The 16,402-nt window shown below is 42.6% G+C and carries 14 protein-coding genes; 6 read left to right on the forward strand and 8 right to left on the reverse strand.

Annotated features, from left to right (window positions below; genetic code table 11):
- The first annotated feature begins 208 nt into the window (after positions 1-208).
- Positions 209-715 carry a hypothetical protein gene (locus tag ACMXYP_RS08700; RefSeq protein WP_415884618.1) on the forward strand — a complete coding sequence of 169 codons (507 nt, stop codon included), beginning with the start codon at positions 209-211 and terminating at the stop codon, positions 713-715.
- Positions 716-790: 75 nt separating this feature from the next.
- Here ACMXYP_RS08700 and gap read toward each other — a convergent pair whose 3' ends face one another.
- The gene (gene gap, locus ACMXYP_RS08705; RefSeq protein WP_415884619.1) at positions 791-1,801 is read right to left on the reverse strand and encodes a type I glyceraldehyde-3-phosphate dehydrogenase; all 1,011 of its coding nucleotides are present in this window, start codon (positions 1,799-1,801) and stop codon (positions 791-793) included.
- A 131-nt stretch (positions 1,802-1,932) separates the two neighbouring features.
- On the opposite strand from gap, the gene ACMXYP_RS08710 reads away from it, so the two are divergent.
- The 4 genes from ACMXYP_RS08710 to ACMXYP_RS08725 all read left to right on the forward strand — a co-directional run bounded on the left by ACMXYP_RS08710 (position 1,933) and on the right by ACMXYP_RS08725 (position 4,284).
- Positions 1,933-2,613 (forward strand): DNA-binding protein, encoded by a 681-nt coding sequence (locus ACMXYP_RS08710; RefSeq protein WP_415884620.1) that lies wholly within the window; start codon positions 1,933-1,935, stop codon positions 2,611-2,613.
- Positions 2,614-2,767: 154 nt separating this feature from the next.
- Positions 2,768-3,217: a response regulator gene (locus ACMXYP_RS08715; RefSeq protein ID WP_415884621.1), complete on the forward strand. Its 450-nt coding sequence runs from the start codon at positions 2,768-2,770 to the stop codon at positions 3,215-3,217.
- Between the two features lie 85 nt (positions 3,218-3,302).
- Positions 3,303-3,974, forward strand: a complete 672-nt coding sequence (locus tag ACMXYP_RS08720; protein WP_415884622.1) for a response regulator — start codon at positions 3,303-3,305, stop codon at positions 3,972-3,974.
- A 28-nt stretch (positions 3,975-4,002) separates the two neighbouring features.
- On the forward strand, positions 4,003-4,284 hold the full coding sequence (locus ACMXYP_RS08725; RefSeq protein ID WP_415884623.1) for a hypothetical protein: 282 nt from the start codon (positions 4,003-4,005) through the stop codon (positions 4,282-4,284).
- 440 nt (positions 4,285-4,724) lie between these two features.
- Here ACMXYP_RS08725 and ACMXYP_RS08730 read toward each other — a convergent pair whose 3' ends face one another.
- Positions 4,725-6,107 carry a nicotinate phosphoribosyltransferase gene (locus ACMXYP_RS08730; protein WP_415884624.1) on the reverse strand — a complete coding sequence of 461 codons (1,383 nt, stop codon included), beginning with the start codon at positions 6,105-6,107 and terminating at the stop codon, positions 4,725-4,727.
- Positions 6,108-6,294: 187 nt separating this feature from the next.
- Positions 6,295-7,350 (reverse strand): bifunctional nicotinamide-nucleotide adenylyltransferase/Nudix hydroxylase, encoded by a 1,056-nt coding sequence (locus ACMXYP_RS08735; RefSeq protein WP_415884625.1) that lies wholly within the window; start codon positions 7,348-7,350, stop codon positions 6,295-6,297.
- A gap of 136 nt (positions 7,351-7,486) precedes the next feature.
- Between ACMXYP_RS08735 and ACMXYP_RS08740 the strand changes: the two genes are divergently transcribed.
- Complete coding sequence (locus tag ACMXYP_RS08740) at positions 7,487-8,215, forward strand: NrtR DNA-binding winged helix domain-containing protein (RefSeq protein WP_415884626.1); 729 nt, start codon at positions 7,487-7,489, stop codon at positions 8,213-8,215.
- Between the two features lie 6 nt (positions 8,216-8,221).
- On the opposite strand, the gene ACMXYP_RS08745 is transcribed toward ACMXYP_RS08740, so the two are convergent.
- From ACMXYP_RS08745 to ACMXYP_RS08765, 5 genes are all read right to left on the reverse strand, one after another.
- Entirely contained in the window at positions 8,222-9,016 is a 795-nt protein-coding gene (locus ACMXYP_RS08745; protein ID WP_415884627.1) for a SapC family protein, read from the reverse strand.
- A 252-nt stretch (positions 9,017-9,268) separates the two neighbouring features.
- Positions 9,269-10,087, reverse strand: coding sequence for an efflux RND transporter periplasmic adaptor subunit (locus ACMXYP_RS08750; protein WP_415884628.1), 819 nt, complete (start codon positions 10,085-10,087; stop codon positions 9,269-9,271).
- 42 nt (positions 10,088-10,129) lie between these two features.
- Positions 10,130-12,004: a preprotein translocase subunit SecA gene (locus tag ACMXYP_RS08755; protein ID WP_415884629.1), complete on the reverse strand. Its 1,875-nt coding sequence runs from the start codon at positions 12,002-12,004 to the stop codon at positions 10,130-10,132.
- 100 nt (positions 12,005-12,104) lie between these two features.
- Entirely contained in the window at positions 12,105-14,249 is a 2,145-nt protein-coding gene (locus ACMXYP_RS08760) for a hypothetical protein (RefSeq protein ID WP_415884630.1), read from the reverse strand.
- 12 nt (positions 14,250-14,261) lie between these two features.
- Positions 14,262-16,139 carry an efflux RND transporter periplasmic adaptor subunit gene (locus ACMXYP_RS08765; protein ID WP_415884631.1) on the reverse strand — a complete coding sequence of 626 codons (1,878 nt, stop codon included), beginning with the start codon at positions 16,137-16,139 and terminating at the stop codon, positions 14,262-14,264.
- Positions 16,140-16,402: the final 263 nt, after the last annotated feature.

Genomic DNA, 16,402 nt, shown 5'->3' on the forward strand with positions numbered 1-16,402 from the left:
TTATAGTCTCCTCAATTATAGGTTTTAGTTATCTTGAATTGTTTAAATATGGGTCTATTATTGCTGATGTTAAGTGAATAACCTTGTTAAAAATAAGGTTTGTTGTTTTTGCTTAAGGGTATCGGGCAATCAATAAGGCAGTCGTTGCTATAATTAAACGATGTCGAGGGATATAAACAACGCGCAGGAAAGGGAGTTCAGAGATATTATGACAGATCTTCCAAAAGGTATATTTATACTCGCTGTAGCTGGGGTGATTGGATATCAAGCAATCAAGGCGCTTGATATGGATTATCTTGCTCAGTCACCGAGTTCACCTGTAGCAACAAGCAATACTTCGAAGAGCTCTCTGAGTGACGCCCAAAAAGTAGAGGCTGTGTTGGCAGGGGCTGATCCTACTGATGTGTTTGAATCAACAGCGGCTGGTAAGAGTCTTTCTGTTGCTTGTGATAGTGGATTTATCGCTGGTGATATCAATAAAAACCGCTTTTCTAGAATTAGTTACGCATCAATTACTGAGAGAGGGATAACCTATATTCAGGTATCGCGTTATTCGCCAACATATCTAGTTCAGGAGCATTATCAGGCTGTTACGGCTACAGAGGTGGATAAGGTTCCTGACAGTATAAAAGCAGCGTTGCAGGCTAAGGTAAGCAACCCTCAAGGTTGTAGCTCTCAGGATTTGTATCTCTCTCAGATAAATTATCTCAAGTAATAATCTACTAAGTTGTATTAGCTGGAAAAATAAAGCCCTTCACTCCGTGTGAGGGGCTTTGTTGTTTATGGGCTTTTAGTTGGAGATTTTGTGCATAAGTTGAGCGGTATCGAGCATTCTGTTTGAAAACCCCCATTCATTGTCGTACCAGGCAAAAATTTTGATCGTATTTTGATGGGTTATGGTTTGCGTTGCGTCGAAAATGCAAGATTCGGGACGGTGATTGAAATCAATAGAGACGAGGGGCTTATCATTATAGGCAACAATTCCTTTGTAGCTTTGGTTTGATTCTGTTTGGATTAAGTCGTTTAGCTCGCTTGCTGTGCAGTGGTTTTTTAGTGTTGCGCTTAGGTCTACTAAAGATACATTTGAAGTTGGGACTCGCACAGCTATGCCTGAGAGCTTTCCTTCTAGTTCGGGTAAAACGAGTCCTACAGCAGTGGCAGCGCCGGTCTTGGTTGGAATCATGGAGCTGGTAGCTGATCTTGCTCTATACAAGTCGCCGCTAAAAGCATCCATTAAATGCTGGTCGTTGGTGTAGGCGTGTATGGTTGTCATTAAGCCTGATTCGATGCCGAAGTGGTGGTTGATGATCTTTGCTAGCGGTGCAAGGCAGTTTGTTGTGCATGATGCATTAGAGATTATTGTGTGGTTGGGCTGAATTGAGTCTTGGTTGACGCCATAAACGATGCAGGCATCTGCATTTTTGGATGGTGCTGATATTAAGACTTTTTTGGCGCCGGCCTTTATGTGCTCAGATGCTGATGCTCTGTCGGTAAATAGGCCGGTGCATTCAAATACAATATCTATATCAAGTTGGTCCCAGGGTAGGGCGCTGATGTCTTTTTCTCTGAAGACCTTTATGGTATCTCCATTGACGATTAAGGAGTCGTTCTCGGCAAGAACATCGTATCTGAAACGACCGTGTATGCTGTCATATTGAGTTAGATGCGCATTTACCTGAGGGTCGCAAAGATCGTTGATGGCGATTATCTGCAAATTTTTACCTAGGTGAGATTCATAAAAGGCGCGTAGGATGTTTCTGCCTATTCTTCCATAACCGTTGATCGCTATTTTAGCCTTCATAGTACTTCCTTATCATGCAGTTAGGGTTACTTTCAGCGTAGCTCATCTGGCATTTACGGCAATATAAAAATTGAAAGAAGGTTATATAGGGTTATAATAATACGTATTATTTAATACATATTGAATATTATATGAAACACAATACGCAAGATTTGGTTAAAGAGGCTGCTGATAAGCTTTTGCGTGAAGGTGTAAAGCCGACGCAGCAAAATATCAGGGATCGTATTGGTACAGGTTCAATTACAACCATCAACAAAGCCTTAAACATTTGGTGGTCTGAGCTTGGGCTGCGGCTTGATGAGGTCGGGCGAACACCGAACCTTCCGGAACCAGTTGCTAATAGTGCTCACAAGCTTTGGCAGCAGGCGCTTGCTTATGCGAATAAGGAGCTTGATGCGCAGAGAAGTGCTTTAGAAAGCGAATTTGCTGAGAGATCGAGGCAGTTATCTAAGGCTTCTTCTGTTGATCATGGAGAGCTAAAGGAGTTAAGAGCGCAATGTCTTCGCTTATTACAAGATAATGAAAGGCTTTCTAATGAGAAAGGCGAGGGTCTTCTTAAGATTGCGGAGTGCGAAACGCAGCTTATCGAGAGTCAGTCGGAGATATCTAGACTAACTAGGGAGTTGAAGCAGGCAGAGATAATGTCTGAGGGAAGTTCTAATATTGATCAATACATTGAGGTCCAGGTCGAGAATCGTACGCTTCAGGAAGAGAATAAAAGGCTGAATAGGGCTGTTGATACTCTTGCTAGCGAGAAGGCCGAGTTGCAGCTAGAGGTCATAAAATTAAAGCAACTACTCTCGGGTTCTTAAAATCCTAAAGTAGTGATGCTATATATTATTAACGATGTTAATCTTCACTAAGCTTTGTGCGAAATTGATTCATGGCTTGGCGGCTATATCTCTAATAAAATAACGCTCACTACTGGCGAACTAATTTCTATCTATTTATAGGTAACAATCTGAAATGGATATAGTTTTAACAGAATTGGCACAAGATCAAGAAATTATTGATGCTTTGCATCAGTGTGGACTTGATGATGCTGTGTGCTGTAATAGTGAGCAAGACTTCAAGCAAGCTAAAGCTCTTCTTCTTAAAGTAAAGCTAAAGAATGTAACAATCCAGCTTCTTGATGATGATGGCTATGCTATTAAGCAGGTAACAAGTAAGCCCAAAGATCCAAGAATAGCACGCGAACAACTTAATGGCCGGCAAGTGGCAGTTGTTAAGGCGCTAGAAAAGGTCCTTAGGCATTGCAAGAAAGAAGGCGTACAGCTTGTAGGTTATAGTGATGAGCTAGTTGCTCTGCCTGCCCATATTCCAGTTGAAGAAATATCGAATGCTGGAGCTATGGATATTGAAAGTTTTGATGTATATAAAGGTGCTGATGCAATAGCGCCTTCAAGCGATATATAGAATAATAAATTCATAGAAATCAGATGATTAGGCTGAAGAATTAAGCTGAATTATCTATTGGCAGCCTGGTTATTAGGAAGCGAACATGTCGACCCCAATTAAAATTTTGCTTGTAGATGATCACCCTCTAGTTAGGGCTGGATTTCAGCGCCTACTGATATCTGATGAAAGCATTGAAATTGTTGGGGAGGCAGATAATGGACAATCAGCGTGCGAAATGTACACCCAGCACGAGCCTGATGTGGTCATTATGGACCTCAATATGCCAGCAGATTCAAATCCTGAAGATGCTACAGCTAATAACCTCAACGGTGGTCTCGAGGCTATTCGGCGTATTATATCGCGAGACCCAAAAGCCAAGGTGCTTGTATTGACTGCAATGGAGACGGATCCTTTTCCGGCTCACGTTGTTAATGCAGGGGCTAAAGGATTTTTGACTAAAAGGTGTGCTCCTGATGAGCTTTTAGAGGCTGTTAAGGCAATTCATAAGGGTGAGGAGTACATTACCGAAGAGATACGCTCACGAATCAATGGAGACTCTTCTGGTGAATCATCTTTAGGCAGTCTTACGAAACGCGAGTTGCAGATATTTTCGTTGCTGGCTGAGGGGCGGACGGTAGCTATAGTCGCTGAAGAGATGTTTTTGAGCCCTAAAACCATTCATGCTCACCGCACAAACATCTTCAGAAAATTAAAAATTAGCAACAATTCTGAGTTAGTTCACCTCGCAATTCGTCACAACATCGTCCAAGCTTAAGGTAACTCTCTTAAACGAGGTTGCCGATATGAGCGTACTGGACTTTACAGAGTTGCACTTAGAAACCGAGTTTCTTTGGAATGAAATTTCTGTAGGCGATAGCGTAATGCTTGATGCTGATCTATACGAATCCAATAGCTGTAAACTCCATAAGTATCAGCCTTATGAGGTTCTGGCTAAAATGCACTGTATGGCGCCAGAGCCATCTGTCTTAATCGTCGAGTCTGATGTGACAGGCGAGCTCATAAACCTTCATCCAGCGCTATTATGTAGCTATCAATCAGCAGAAACGCCTGTTACGCATTCGTAATTTTCTTTTCTTATTTTCATTTTGTATTTCTGCTTTAGTGTTCGTTTAGGGTGTTTTTTCTCTAGCCGGGGCTGGGTGCTAATCACTGCAAATGGCTGGACTTAAGGTGTTCCTATTAGGGCTATATGTCGTTAGATTCCATTATGTTTCAGGCATTAGAAGCTGTTTTTATTAATTATTAAGCAAGTGCTTGCAAGGCTCATAGGTGTTGTTATCTTTGAATATTATACTTCGCATAATATATATTATGTTAAATAGAGTGTTTGTATATGTAACTATGGCTATCGCCTACTTTGTGTAGATACGTATTGAGCATATAACCTTATATGCGGTGTTAAAATTATCGTGCGGAGAGCTTCGTAAAATGAATATTTGGGAGCTAAGTACCGTAAAGAGCAACGTAGCGCACGCTGCTCTTTCGGTAAGTAGATAGAGATATATTAGGACTGTTGTTCTGCTAGTTCACGAATCTCTTCAAAGGACCATTCTTTTAAAAGATCGCCATTGCGATAAACAGTGATTAGCTCATTGTTCATTGCACCTAGTTCATCTTCTCGAATGGTTAAGAAATTGTTATTAGCATTTTTAATAAGCGCTAAGCGTCCTCGTTTAGATCGTTTGCCTGGATCTGTGATCGGATCTTTATAAACATCCTGCCATTCACCATTGATCTGCATTGCTGACGCCTTCATCGCAAACTTCTGGGTATCACGATTTACTTTTTGTAGAAGCTCACCGCCCATACCAAAAGCGATATTCTCGGCGCTTATCTTACGAATTTTCAATGCTTCTAAAATAGCTGCAATAGATTCTAGGTTTACACCGTCACCTTGTATGACCCTAATACAGTCCGGTAACACTCGGTAACCTTTGCTGTTATAGCGGCTACCGAACTTAGCCATTAGACGCTCAATCGTTTCTGAAACGATTTCAACCGGATCACCAGAGTCTGGGCGAACAACTAATGTTCCTTCCATATTCTTAACATCTTCGATGAGTTCATCACCCCAGATATTATCGATGGCATTCCATAGATTGTATGAGTCACTTACTACGGCCAGTAGCTTACCTCTACCGCCAAATTGTTTAAGCATGTTTTTATAGGCTGCAGATTCATTTGGCTTTCCCCAGCTTGTGATGGTGCTGTGTTCAGCCGCAGGAATCGAGAATCCAGCCATATCGGCACCGTAGTAACGCTTAGCTGCCAACAAGCCTGAAACTGTGTCAGTGCCCATAAAATTGACTAAGTGAGCAGCTGCACCTAGCGCTGAAGATTCTTCTGAACTTGCGCCCCTTGCACCGAAATCGTGTAACTTAAATGCAAGGCCATCAGTGCTATCAGCCGTTTCTTCCAAGTACCTTTTGATAATCTCTTTACAGCTTTTAGATACTGTCGCTACGGTTGTTGGATACCAAATGGCTCTTAATAAAGCAGTTTCGATATAACTAGTGAGCCAGGCACATTTAGGATCGGTATTTTTTACCTGAACCATAACGTTATTGGTCGGTAATAAAGTGCCTTCTGGTACAGACTGAATCTCTAGAGGTAGATAACCATCGTAGGTACTCAAGATATATTCCCAACCATCACGGTTAAAAGGAACCCCGTGAGCTGTAAGAACTATCTCTGCCTCATCTATATCGTCTTTAGTTACCGGCTTGCTTAGATAGGCTTTTAAGAATGCCTGAAGGCCAAATACAATCGTATTTGCATAAACACCACCGCGAGATTCAATATAGCTAGATACGAATTCTGTACCTTGAGGATATTGAACGTAGTGTGACGTTTTGTAGGAATCTGTATTAAGTATTAGGTTTTTCATGACGGAGTTCCTCCTGTCTTATGTGTGACAGCATCGGTCTATCCAATACTGTTTTACTCCGAGTAAGCAGAATCCCTGCTTACCTATTTTGAATATTTAAGTGCTTTGTAATCACTTAATGATTATATAGTGGCGTATAGCCACTTATAAATCAACAATTATTTATTATGCATAAGTTTGTTTCTTTTTAGCTTGTTCCGAGTAGTTCTTGGATTATGAAATAATGATCTTCAAACATCTCTTGTGGCTTTAAATTACCTAGAGGAATCCAGCGCGCATATTTGGCATCGTCAGTTCCTTTGACTTTAGGAAGCGCAGAGTTTGGTTCTAGTTCAATATGAAAAGCGTGTGTTATGGTTCGGCCTCTTGCAGAACGGTTAGGTTCATCAAACACTTCTTGACGTTTTATCGACCCTTTAAGCACAGGGCTTGGTACTTTTAATCGAGTTTCTTCTCGAAGCTCTCGTAAACAAGCATCCAAAAGCCGTTCATTCTGATCAACAAATCCTCCCGGTAAGGCCCATAGCCCCTTCCCTGGATTTGCTTTTCTTTCTACCAGAAGAATATGACCTGATTGGATTACAACAGCATCGACTGTAACAAATGTCGGTGCATACGGGGCTGCTTCCCACGCTTGTTTGTATTTCTGCACAAAGCCAATTTCGTCAGCTATCTGTTGGTAGGCTTCATTATTCTCAGCAAAATTAATTAGCCATTCACTGATCTCAGCGGGTAAAAGTTCATTATCACAAGTCTTAAGTAAATCTTTGATTAATGGGCTAAAGTATTGCTCTCTGATCGGAGTCGCACTAATCCCTGCATAGTTTTCAACGCTAATATTTTTCCATTGTGGGAAAAGGTTCAGGTAAAAACCAGTGTGGTCTTTTTTGTGTCCAATTAAAGCAATCGAAGCTGGTTGATGTGGTTTGGTATGATGTGCAGTAACCGAGCCATTAACTGTGGCTTGTACATTTCGAACCCAAAGATCATCGTTATAAGGAACATCCATTAGAGGTAAGCAGATTAATCGTTCGTTATCTGTTTCGCTCAGACATGCCCTGATCATCTGTTCTCTTTCGAAGTGATTCCATGGGTTTCGTGGATTTCTTGCCTGCCAAGCAGAACCGATTAATACAATAAGTTTATCCGCTGCGGCTAATCCTTCGCGCACTACCTGTAAGTGACCATTGTGGAAAGGCTGAAAACGGCCAATAAAGACCGCAAAGTCATATCTATTTTGCATACAGCAAGCTCCTTGCCGTTATATGTTAGCTGACAGGTCTTTCCCATCAGAATCTGTGTTGCGTAATTTGCTACGCCCTTTTATTATTGGCTTTATGCCACCAAAGTCAACTTTTGCTGCGAGTTTTTAAGAAATTATGAAATCTACTGAAGATCAAGCTTACTTAAGTCAGTACGATACTAAGCAATTTGATATTCCGATCTATTCGGTAGATGTCGCTATTTATACATTGCATGCAAATCAGCTAAAGATCTTACTCGTTCAGCGCGCTCATGCTCCGGAAATTGGAAAATGGTCTCTACCCGGTGGTTTTGTAGACTTAAAAGAAGACACAACTATTGAGATTACGGCTAAACGTAAGCTTTTGAGTAAAACGGGCGTAAATGCACCGCATCTTGAGCAAGTCAGTACTATTGGAAACGTATCACGTGATCCACGTGGCTGGTCAGTGACTACGCTGTATATGGCTTTAATTCCTTATGCACCAACAGAAAGCTTTGTTGATGCCGTTTCAGACGCTCAATGGTGGCCAATTAGCGAGATTTCAGGGCTAGACCTTGCTTTTGATCACCATGATTTAATCAATACAGCGAGAGAAAGACTGAAGAATAAGACTGCCTATACTGTACTGCCTATTCATATTATCAGAGCACCCTTTTCTCTAACGCAATTACAGCAGGCCTTCGAGATTCTGATGGATAAGAAACTAGAGAAGAAATCCTTTAGACGCCGTATGGCTAATGCGGAACTATTAAAAGAGGTAGGAGAAGGTAAACCTGAAGGCGGGAAAGGCCGTCCTGCAGCGCTTTATATCCCCGCCCCTGGTTCTGAAGAACATCTATTTACCCGAGCGTTTAACGATTAAGTTTATTTAATTTAACGCTTCCCCTTCATTGGGTTCATTTGCATCTAACGGTGGCACGGGAGTTTGTAGTTCTTCACTGTTTGAACTCTTGGCAAGATCAATCATTAATGAGAAGTTTTTCATAGACTGGAGATGGATGTATATCATCTCTAGCTCTCCACTTTGCGCCAACTCAGATAGTGTATCGCCAGGTAGTGCGTTTAATTTTGCACGGTTAATACCTAAAAAGCCTGTTAAAGACATTTGTTGGCCTGTATCCAAAGCCACTTTGGCCTGCATCGGTTCAAACAGATCTAATTCCTTAAGTTTATTTGCAAAGCTTTGAGTACGCTTAAAGTGTGCTTGGTATTCTTCGACAAAGGATAAAACCCCGTTTAGGTATTGTGTTCTTTGCCCTTCCGCATCGAATAACCGTTCCCCAACACCTTCCTGATTAAAGCCAGTAAAGCTTTCATCAATACATAGCATCAATGTTCCGCCGTCGTCTGTGGTCGAAAAGACGAAAGGATAGCGACGCACGAAGGCCGGGATATACTTAGCTTTCCAGTTCCCTTCATCATCAACAAACATATTTCGTTCATCTGATACGCCTAATATGGCAACAGGGAGTACATCTGAGCCAGCTTGAGCGAAAACTATAGGATATTCTTGCGCTGCATTCGGAAATTCTACAGCCATTAGTGGAACTGAGTTGGTCAGTTTAGCGTATTCGTAATTTTTACCGATTTTGACTGACCAATCGCGATGTTTGGTACTGGAAACAGGCACTGCATTTGTATAAAACAACAATTGCTTACTCACGACATTCCCTCCGTGATATTGATTTGTGAATGGCAACGGGCCATTAATAATCATCACAAACGGCAGCTGTGTGTTTTAACGTTATAAACGTCCATTTTTATGCCGTAGGGAACATCTTGTAACTATTGTTTTGTGGCCCTCGATAACTATAGCTGAAGATAAGCTTTAGTCAGGTCATTTGCCTTTAATTATTGGTTATTCTTTGTGCTTATGTTCTCTTACAAATATTCTTAAAACTCAGCTAAAACAGCTCTATTCCGATGTATCAATAGCGGAGACAGCCTCGGTTTCTTTTGGATTGAATGTGATGTTGCATCTCACCCCGCTCGGAATAGTTAGTCCTGGGTTTGATAGTTCTAAGCGCACCCCAAAAGTATCGCTGGCAGGATCAACAATCTTATCGACCACGGCAACTTCCGCAGAATGATTTGTTGCGCCTGGGTACTCTGGTAGAACAGTCGCTTCCATTCCTACGTTAATTTGCCCGTAAAAATCGACTGGGACGATCAATTCCACATTCAGCGGATCTACTTCAGCGACTTGAAGAATGGGACGGTTATCTACGGATTCTCCTAATGAGATCTTTCTGTCTACGACGATTCCATTTAATGGACTTCTAATAATTCTTCTTTCATAAAATTTTTCAGCTCGTTCTAGCTCAATTTCTGCTATAGCCTGTCTGTTTATAGCCTGTTTAAGCTGTAAGTTAGCTTTTGAATAATTTGTCCGCGCTTCATCTAATAGTTGTGCTGAAATTGCTCTCTTTTTATGTAGCTCTTTGATTCTTGAAAGCTCCCTACTAGCGAAGTTGAGATCTGCTCTCCTTTCTGATACCTCAGCAGTAATGCTTGCTCTAGCTTTTGCTAATTTAACCGTTACTTCCTCAATATCTGCGTCTAGCTTGGCTATTTCTTGACCCATAGTGATTAGATCGCCCCGATCTACTAATAGCGCTTCAACTACGCCCTGCTCCCTAGTACTCACATCGGCTAATGAATGAGGCTTAATGAGGCAATCGAATCCTTCCAATTTATCATCTGCATATGAACTCGGTATTTGGTTTATAGCCATGATTATTCCCAAGTGAAGCAAGAGGCTTTTCATAAAATTTCCTCATTCCTGTTGGCCGGAATATGACAACATATTCCCTAAATGTTCATCGATTCGAAGAAGCTCTTTTCTAACTTGTGCGTGTTTATACTCAGCGATCTTTTGTGAAATTAAGACGCTAATTTTTCTAAAGTGGCTTTTAGGGGATGCTGTATGTGATTGTAGATTCCAGATCCATTTAGGGCTGAACTTAGTCACAATTTCATCTTCTAATGAAAGGATATATTCGTAGCTTCCAGGATCTCCTTGCCTAGCAGAACGGCCGAATAACTGACGATCAATTCGGCTGGCTTCATGTTGCTCTGTCGCAATGACATGCAGGCCGCCTAAAGCGATCACGCCTTCTTCTAAATGGATATCTGTACCACGTCCAGCCATATTAGTTGCAACGGTTACACGACCATTCATGCCAGCTTGGGCGATGATTTCTGCTTCATTTAGGTCCTGCCGTGCATTCAGAACTTTGTGCGGTATATCGAGCTCTTGTAATAATTGGCTAAGATTTTCAGATGCTGCTACAGACCGTGTACCAACCAATACTGGCCGACCTTCAGTTCTCATCTGATAAATTCGAGTTAATATGGCGTTGTTTTTAAGATCATTATTTACGTACACTCGCCAGCCCATGTTTTTTCTGATCTGTGGTTTATTTGATGGAATTACCATAGTGCCCAAGCCGTACACAGCCCATAACTCTCCGGTGATCTCTTTTGCAGTGCCGGTCATGCCAGCTAAGTGCAGGTAGCGTCTAAAAAAACGTTGGTAGCTTATACGTGCCAATGTCTCGGGCTGAGAGGTTATGGGGCAGCCTTCTTTAGCTTCAATCAGTTGATGAAGACCTTGTTCCCATGAACGGTCAGGCATAACACGGCCTGTATATTCATCAATAATCAGAACTTTGCCGTCTTTTACCAGATAGTGAGTGTCTTTGATAAAGTAATTTAGTGCGCTTAGCGCTTGCCTAATTAAATTCTCGCGCCTTTTTTTACCTCGCCATAAGCCACCTAAGGTATCGCCAAAGCTATCAAGTTTGGCTTTTCCGTTCTTGGTAAGCTCAATGGCTCGTTCTTGATCTATGAGTTTAAAGTCTTCTGTAGGCTCTAGTTCTGCAGCCATCTCCAATGCTTGTTCGTAGATCTGTGACTCTTTGTGATTATCGGTTTGTTTAGAAATAATTAGAGGTGTTTTGGCTTCATCGACTAAGACGGAATCTGCTTCGTCGACGATGGCGAAACATAATCCCCTTAGCAGAACATTGCCCTGCTGCTTACCATCGTTGCAGAGATCATCCAATTCATATCGGAGGCGGCCACTGTTATGGCCCATAACGATTCGATCTTTTAGGTAATCGAATACAAGCTGTTTATTCGTGCAGTAAGTGACATCACACAAATAAGCAGCACGGCGTTGCTCTGGTGTCATTCCTTCACTAATCAAACCAACGCTTAGGCCTAGGGCGTTATAAATGGGTTTCATCCATTCAGAATCCCTTTGCGCTAAATAATCATTAACTGTAATGATATGTACTGGAATTCCACTCAGGGCCGCTGTGCACGCAGGCAATGTTGCTGTTAATGTTTTACCTTCACCGGTCTGCATTTCGGCTATCTTGCCTTTGATCATGGCCCAGCCACCCATGATTTGAGTATTAAAATGCCGAAGCCCTAAGGTTCTTTCAGAAACCTCACGAATAAGGGCAAAGCAGTGGGCGGTCGAATCATCAGTCAGCCCACCTACGCTTAGAGATTCCTTTAGCTCTCTACATAAATTCGCCAACTGATCATCGCTCATTGCCGTTAATGGCTCTGAATGACAGTTTACTTGCGTGATAAAACTATCGAAGCGCTTTTCTTTTAACTCAGGAACAAGCTGGCGCAAGCTCCCTTCTATTTGTGAAGCAATGCGGTCTAGCCTGCTGTTTTGGCAGGATGACTTTTGTGGGTAATGCCCCAGAATTACACCGGGGCGCAGTGAGGCGCTAGATTTCAAAACGACTCAACAGCAGCTGTTTGAGTTGTCTATACCATTGAAATGCCAATGGCTCGTAACCGTGATCAAATCGCACATTTACACGACCTCCTATATTCCCTATCTCTTCAATATTTGGGAGAAGCAGATCAAATTGGAAGAAACGTTCTAACGTTTTTAAGCCATCTGGGTCACTGAGATCGACAGGAAACTTACCTCCTCCGGTGCTACCTAATGCTTTAGAAGGCAATTTGAAAATTCCGCCTGGTACCTCTCTCTCTATCTGTGCTTCTTGCGGAAGTTTATCTGCACTCTCAATCCATGCATCTACTTTTTCAGTTCTATTCCTTACTAGTCCGATTTGATTCTGACTGACAACAGTGCGGATGCGTGTGGTTGTAGGTTCGAGTACGTAACCAATAATATCGCCACGGTTAATAAATCGTCCGGGCAAGTCGATCGCAGAAGGAACAATAAATAAACCTGTCGCGCCACTGTATACGGTGAGGGACTCAAGTTGTTCTTCAATTCTGGTTTGCTCTGCCTCAAGGCTTTCAATCTCTTTCCTAATAACTAGCGCTTGAGAGCGATTGGCAAACTGTAACTGTACTAAACGTGCTTCTAACTCCCTTCTTTGTGCTTTAAGAAGCGCCGATTGAGCTTCAAGAAAAGGATCGTGAGATTGAATTAAGGGCTGTCCCTCTTGGACTATCGTATTTTGGTGAACCAAAAGTTCTTCAACAAAACCATCCACTTGCATTCGGACATGGGACTTTTCCGGTAGCCAGATAACACCCTCTGCAAGGGTTTTAGAAGGTGCTGGAATAACAAATAGCATGATAAACAAACTGGCTAGCCCGACAGCTGAATAAGTAATGGCCTTTGATCGTTTGTGCTTGAGGCGAGAGTGAGTAAATAGGAAATCCAGCATCTTAAATAGCGGCAGGACTATCTGGGTAGTTAGCGCCCATATTGCTAATAACACACCAATAAAGAATAGTTCGCCTGCTATAAATAGGATGATGACAAACATGATAAACATGCGATATACGAAAGATGCGATGCCGTAGAAGATTAACCACCCTTTTTCACCGCGTTCTGCTGGTGAGTGCTGATCAGTAACTGAAAAAAGGTAACGTTGAGTCAAGTAAGCCAGATATTTTTTAGAACGGGTTGCCAGATTAGGAATTTCTATGAGGTCTGACATGATGTAATAGCCATCAAACCGCAGTAATGGATTACCGTTAAAGAACAGGGTCGATACACCGCCTATCAGCATGACATTGAATGCAATGGCTCTAACGATTCCAGCTTCAACGTTTAACCAGACAAACATAGCGATAGACGCTAAAAATAGCTCAACCATTATACCTGCGGCACTGACCACGACGCGTTTATGCCTTTCTGGGAATGCAGTCGCGGAGGATGCCTCAACGTAAGGTATAGGCATTAAAACCAGCAGCATTATACCCATCTCATGGACTTCGCCGCCCCACACCTTTACTGCGTAAGCATGCCCCAGTTCGTGTAAGGCCTTAACTAATGGGTAGATCAGCCAAAGTAAAAATAGATTGTTATAAGTAATGGCTTGGTCGATAGCATTTTCAGTTAGGTCTGACCAATGAATACCTGCTTGGACAGCACCCGCGATAATTACGCTTAGCCAGATTAATAAACCGCCAAGACCAAACAAAGGTTTGGCAAAGAGCAGTGTTCTGGCTAAAAAGTTATCTGGGTCCCATAAAGGAAAGCGAAGCGCTAAAGGCGACATGAGTCTTTGCTTCCATTTAACCTTTTCGTGACGTTGGTGTCGATTAAATAACTCTTCGCTGTCTGGTATTACGTCAGTTTGGAGGACGTTGGCGGTATGCAGTTGACTGAGAAACTGCATCGTTTCGTCTTGTGTAGGTGCGTCGTCACCGAGTTGTTTAGCAACTAGGTGCCAGATTTGGTCTACAGTGCGCTCCCCATCCATTAAACCAATAAAATGGTAGGCTGCTGGAGTAAAACGATGGTACTGCCCTGACGAAGGCTCTTTGACGATGTACCAAATCTGCCCTCGGTACTCATGTCGATTGATTTGAGTGTGGCTACGAATATGTGGTTTAAGCTCTGCTACGCGGTACCACATTGAACTGTATAGATTGTCAGCCATAGTCTTCTCCGCCTACGGCCACCAAGACCAAACTGTAAACCTTACCCATTCTGTAAACTCGTGGGTCCAGATCCAGATGAGTTTACGCTGCCCTATATTTACTTTTCCGACCCCCTCCATACCGGGTCTTAATCTTTCTATTCCTCCGTCTATATAGGCTTCTACTCGGAAATAGTTACGTCCATCCTCTGCAATTGCTACGGGTGTTTTCTTTACGATTACCATATTCAACAGCTGGTTTGGCATGCTTGCTAGTTTTAATGAGCCTAACTGCCCCTCTTTGACTTGAGAGTATTCACGCTCATCCACTTTTAAAATGACCCTATAGCTATTCAGTGGCGCCAACTCGAATAACACCTGTCCTCGCTCTACAGGCGCGCCTAGCATCTGACTCAGATCACCACTGACGATTACACCATCAAAGGGAGCTGTAACAGCTGTTCGATTTAGCTGGGTATCAATCAGTGCTATCTGACTATCCGCTTGATCTTTTTGGGCGCGGAGGATGCGCATCTGTGCACGATCGCCATTGGCGAGGGCTTCTACATATTCACGCTGTCTCTGTTGTTTTTGATTGTTCCATTTAACGCGTTCTAATTTGAGATCTTTATCTTCCATGGCAAACAGAAGATCGCCTTTATTCACGATATCGCCTGCTCTGATATCGGATTTAGAAATGTAACCAGTAAATTTGGCGGTGATCGCGCGTTGAATAGAACCCTCTAGACTGGCATTGGCAGATACCCGGTAAGTTCCGTCTGCAATACTCAGGAACACAGCTAGGAACATTGTAGAAATAAGGGCGAGTTTTAAACCGGTATGTCCTTCTCGCACAAAAAGCGGCAATGTATCAGTCAGCGAATCCCATATCTTACTGCCGATCCAACGATCATCTCTTCTACGTGCATCTAATACAGGGCCAACGAGCAGCGCAACATACCGACAGAAATCGATCTCATCTTCTGTGAAACTCTGGCCCTTAGCTCTGGCCAATGTCAGTCCGCCAATCGGATCACCCGCATTTCCCATCGGAATCGTACAGATATGGCCGACACTGTCTTGCCTTGCGAGGTCTTCATGAGATCTGAGTGCCCGTGGAGCAGTATCAGAAGGCGCTGGATAGACTAATAGCGCTTGTTGGTCGAGTGCTTCATCCATCGCTCTGGCGATCAAGCGCATTAAGTTATTTTTCTCTTCAAATTCCGCACTATGTGAAAATGCACTCAATTTAATGTGCTGACCTTTTAAAAAGCCAATACCAACCCATTCACAGTCCATACAGGAGGTCAGTTCTGTAACAAAAGCGGTCGCAGCGGCATGAAAGCGCTTGGATTCCAAACTCACAGCGACAAGTTCTAGGGCCAAAGCCAAACGGGTTTTAGAGGTTAGTGTGGTTTGTCGAACAAGCGTTTCAAGCCATGCACAGCCCCATTGGAGCTGGCGCATAACTAAACTTAATTGTCTTTGATTTCTTTCGCTTACTTCGAGTGCAACCACGCCGCAAAGCTGTTCATCAACCAGTAAAGGGTAAGCAAGCGATGTGTGATGATGGGATGATTTGCTTGATCTGACTGAGCCCTTTCTTTCGCTCATAGCGAGCTCAGCCACGACTGTCATATCAAAACTAGCTTCGCTATCTTCTGGCCAATGAGCGATTGGCGTATATGGTCCTTCTTCTGGCTCGCCCATAACTACAACGCCAGCATGTACCTCTTCGATCAACTGGCATTGCAGTGCAAGCCATGTCGATACGTAGGCTTCTCGCGAGGTTGTTTGTGTGAGCTTGGCCCAATAATTGGGGTTTAGAAAGGTGTCAGAAACAGCGGATGCTTCTGAATTTTCTCGGCTACCATCCTCTGGTTGCTCGATTCGGTATTCGTCGGTTCCCACAATATAACCTTCCTAACATGGACTAAGCGCACTGGTAGAGGTTAAGGGAGTTGAATGCCAACAGCTGATTTATGAAACATTATCAGCCCCCACAAACTAAACAGAGTGTTTTGCTATAAATTTTTTTGCCGCTTCTGTTTAGCATTCTTAGCTGTAGGAAAAGTATAGACGTGGATCTTAAAGCTCTCAAAAAACAAAAAGCTATTTATCCAATAGTTGTTTTAAAACAATTAGATAAATAGCTTTCGTAATGCTTAATATAA

The sequence above is a fragment of the Neptuniibacter sp. QD34_54 genome, from assembly GCF_047778055.1.
Taxonomy (GTDB): domain Bacteria; phylum Pseudomonadota; class Gammaproteobacteria; order Pseudomonadales; family Balneatricaceae; genus Neptuniibacter.

Coding starts and splice junctions, on each gene's coding strand:
- ACMXYP_RS08720 (WP_415884622.1), top strand. CDS start 3,303: ATGTCGACCCCAATTAAAATTTTGCTTGTAGATGATCACCCTCTAGTT.
- ACMXYP_RS08715 (WP_415884621.1), top strand. CDS start 2,768: ATGGATATAGTTTTAACAGAATTGGCACAAGATCAAGAAATTATTGAT.
- ACMXYP_RS08730 (WP_415884624.1), bottom strand. CDS start 6,107: ATGAAAAACCTAATACTTAATACAGATTCCTACAAAACGTCACACTAC.
- ACMXYP_RS08725 (WP_415884623.1), top strand. CDS start 4,003: ATGAGCGTACTGGACTTTACAGAGTTGCACTTAGAAACCGAGTTTCTT.
- ACMXYP_RS08735 (WP_415884625.1), bottom strand. CDS start 7,350: ATGCAAAATAGATATGACTTTGCGGTCTTTATTGGCCGTTTTCAGCCT.
- ACMXYP_RS08750 (WP_415884628.1), bottom strand. CDS start 10,087: ATGGCTATAAACCAAATACCGAGTTCATATGCAGATGATAAATTGGAA.
- ACMXYP_RS08710 (WP_415884620.1), top strand. CDS start 1,933: ATGAAACACAATACGCAAGATTTGGTTAAAGAGGCTGCTGATAAGCTT.
- gap (WP_415884619.1), bottom strand. CDS start 1,801: ATGAAGGCTAAAATAGCGATCAACGGTTATGGAAGAATAGGCAGAAAC.
- ACMXYP_RS08760 (WP_415884630.1), bottom strand. CDS start 14,249: ATGGCTGACAATCTATACAGTTCAATGTGGTACCGCGTAGCAGAGCTT.
- ACMXYP_RS08700 (WP_415884618.1), top strand. CDS start 209: ATGACAGATCTTCCAAAAGGTATATTTATACTCGCTGTAGCTGGGGTG.
- ACMXYP_RS08740 (WP_415884626.1), top strand. CDS start 7,487: ATGAAATCTACTGAAGATCAAGCTTACTTAAGTCAGTACGATACTAAG.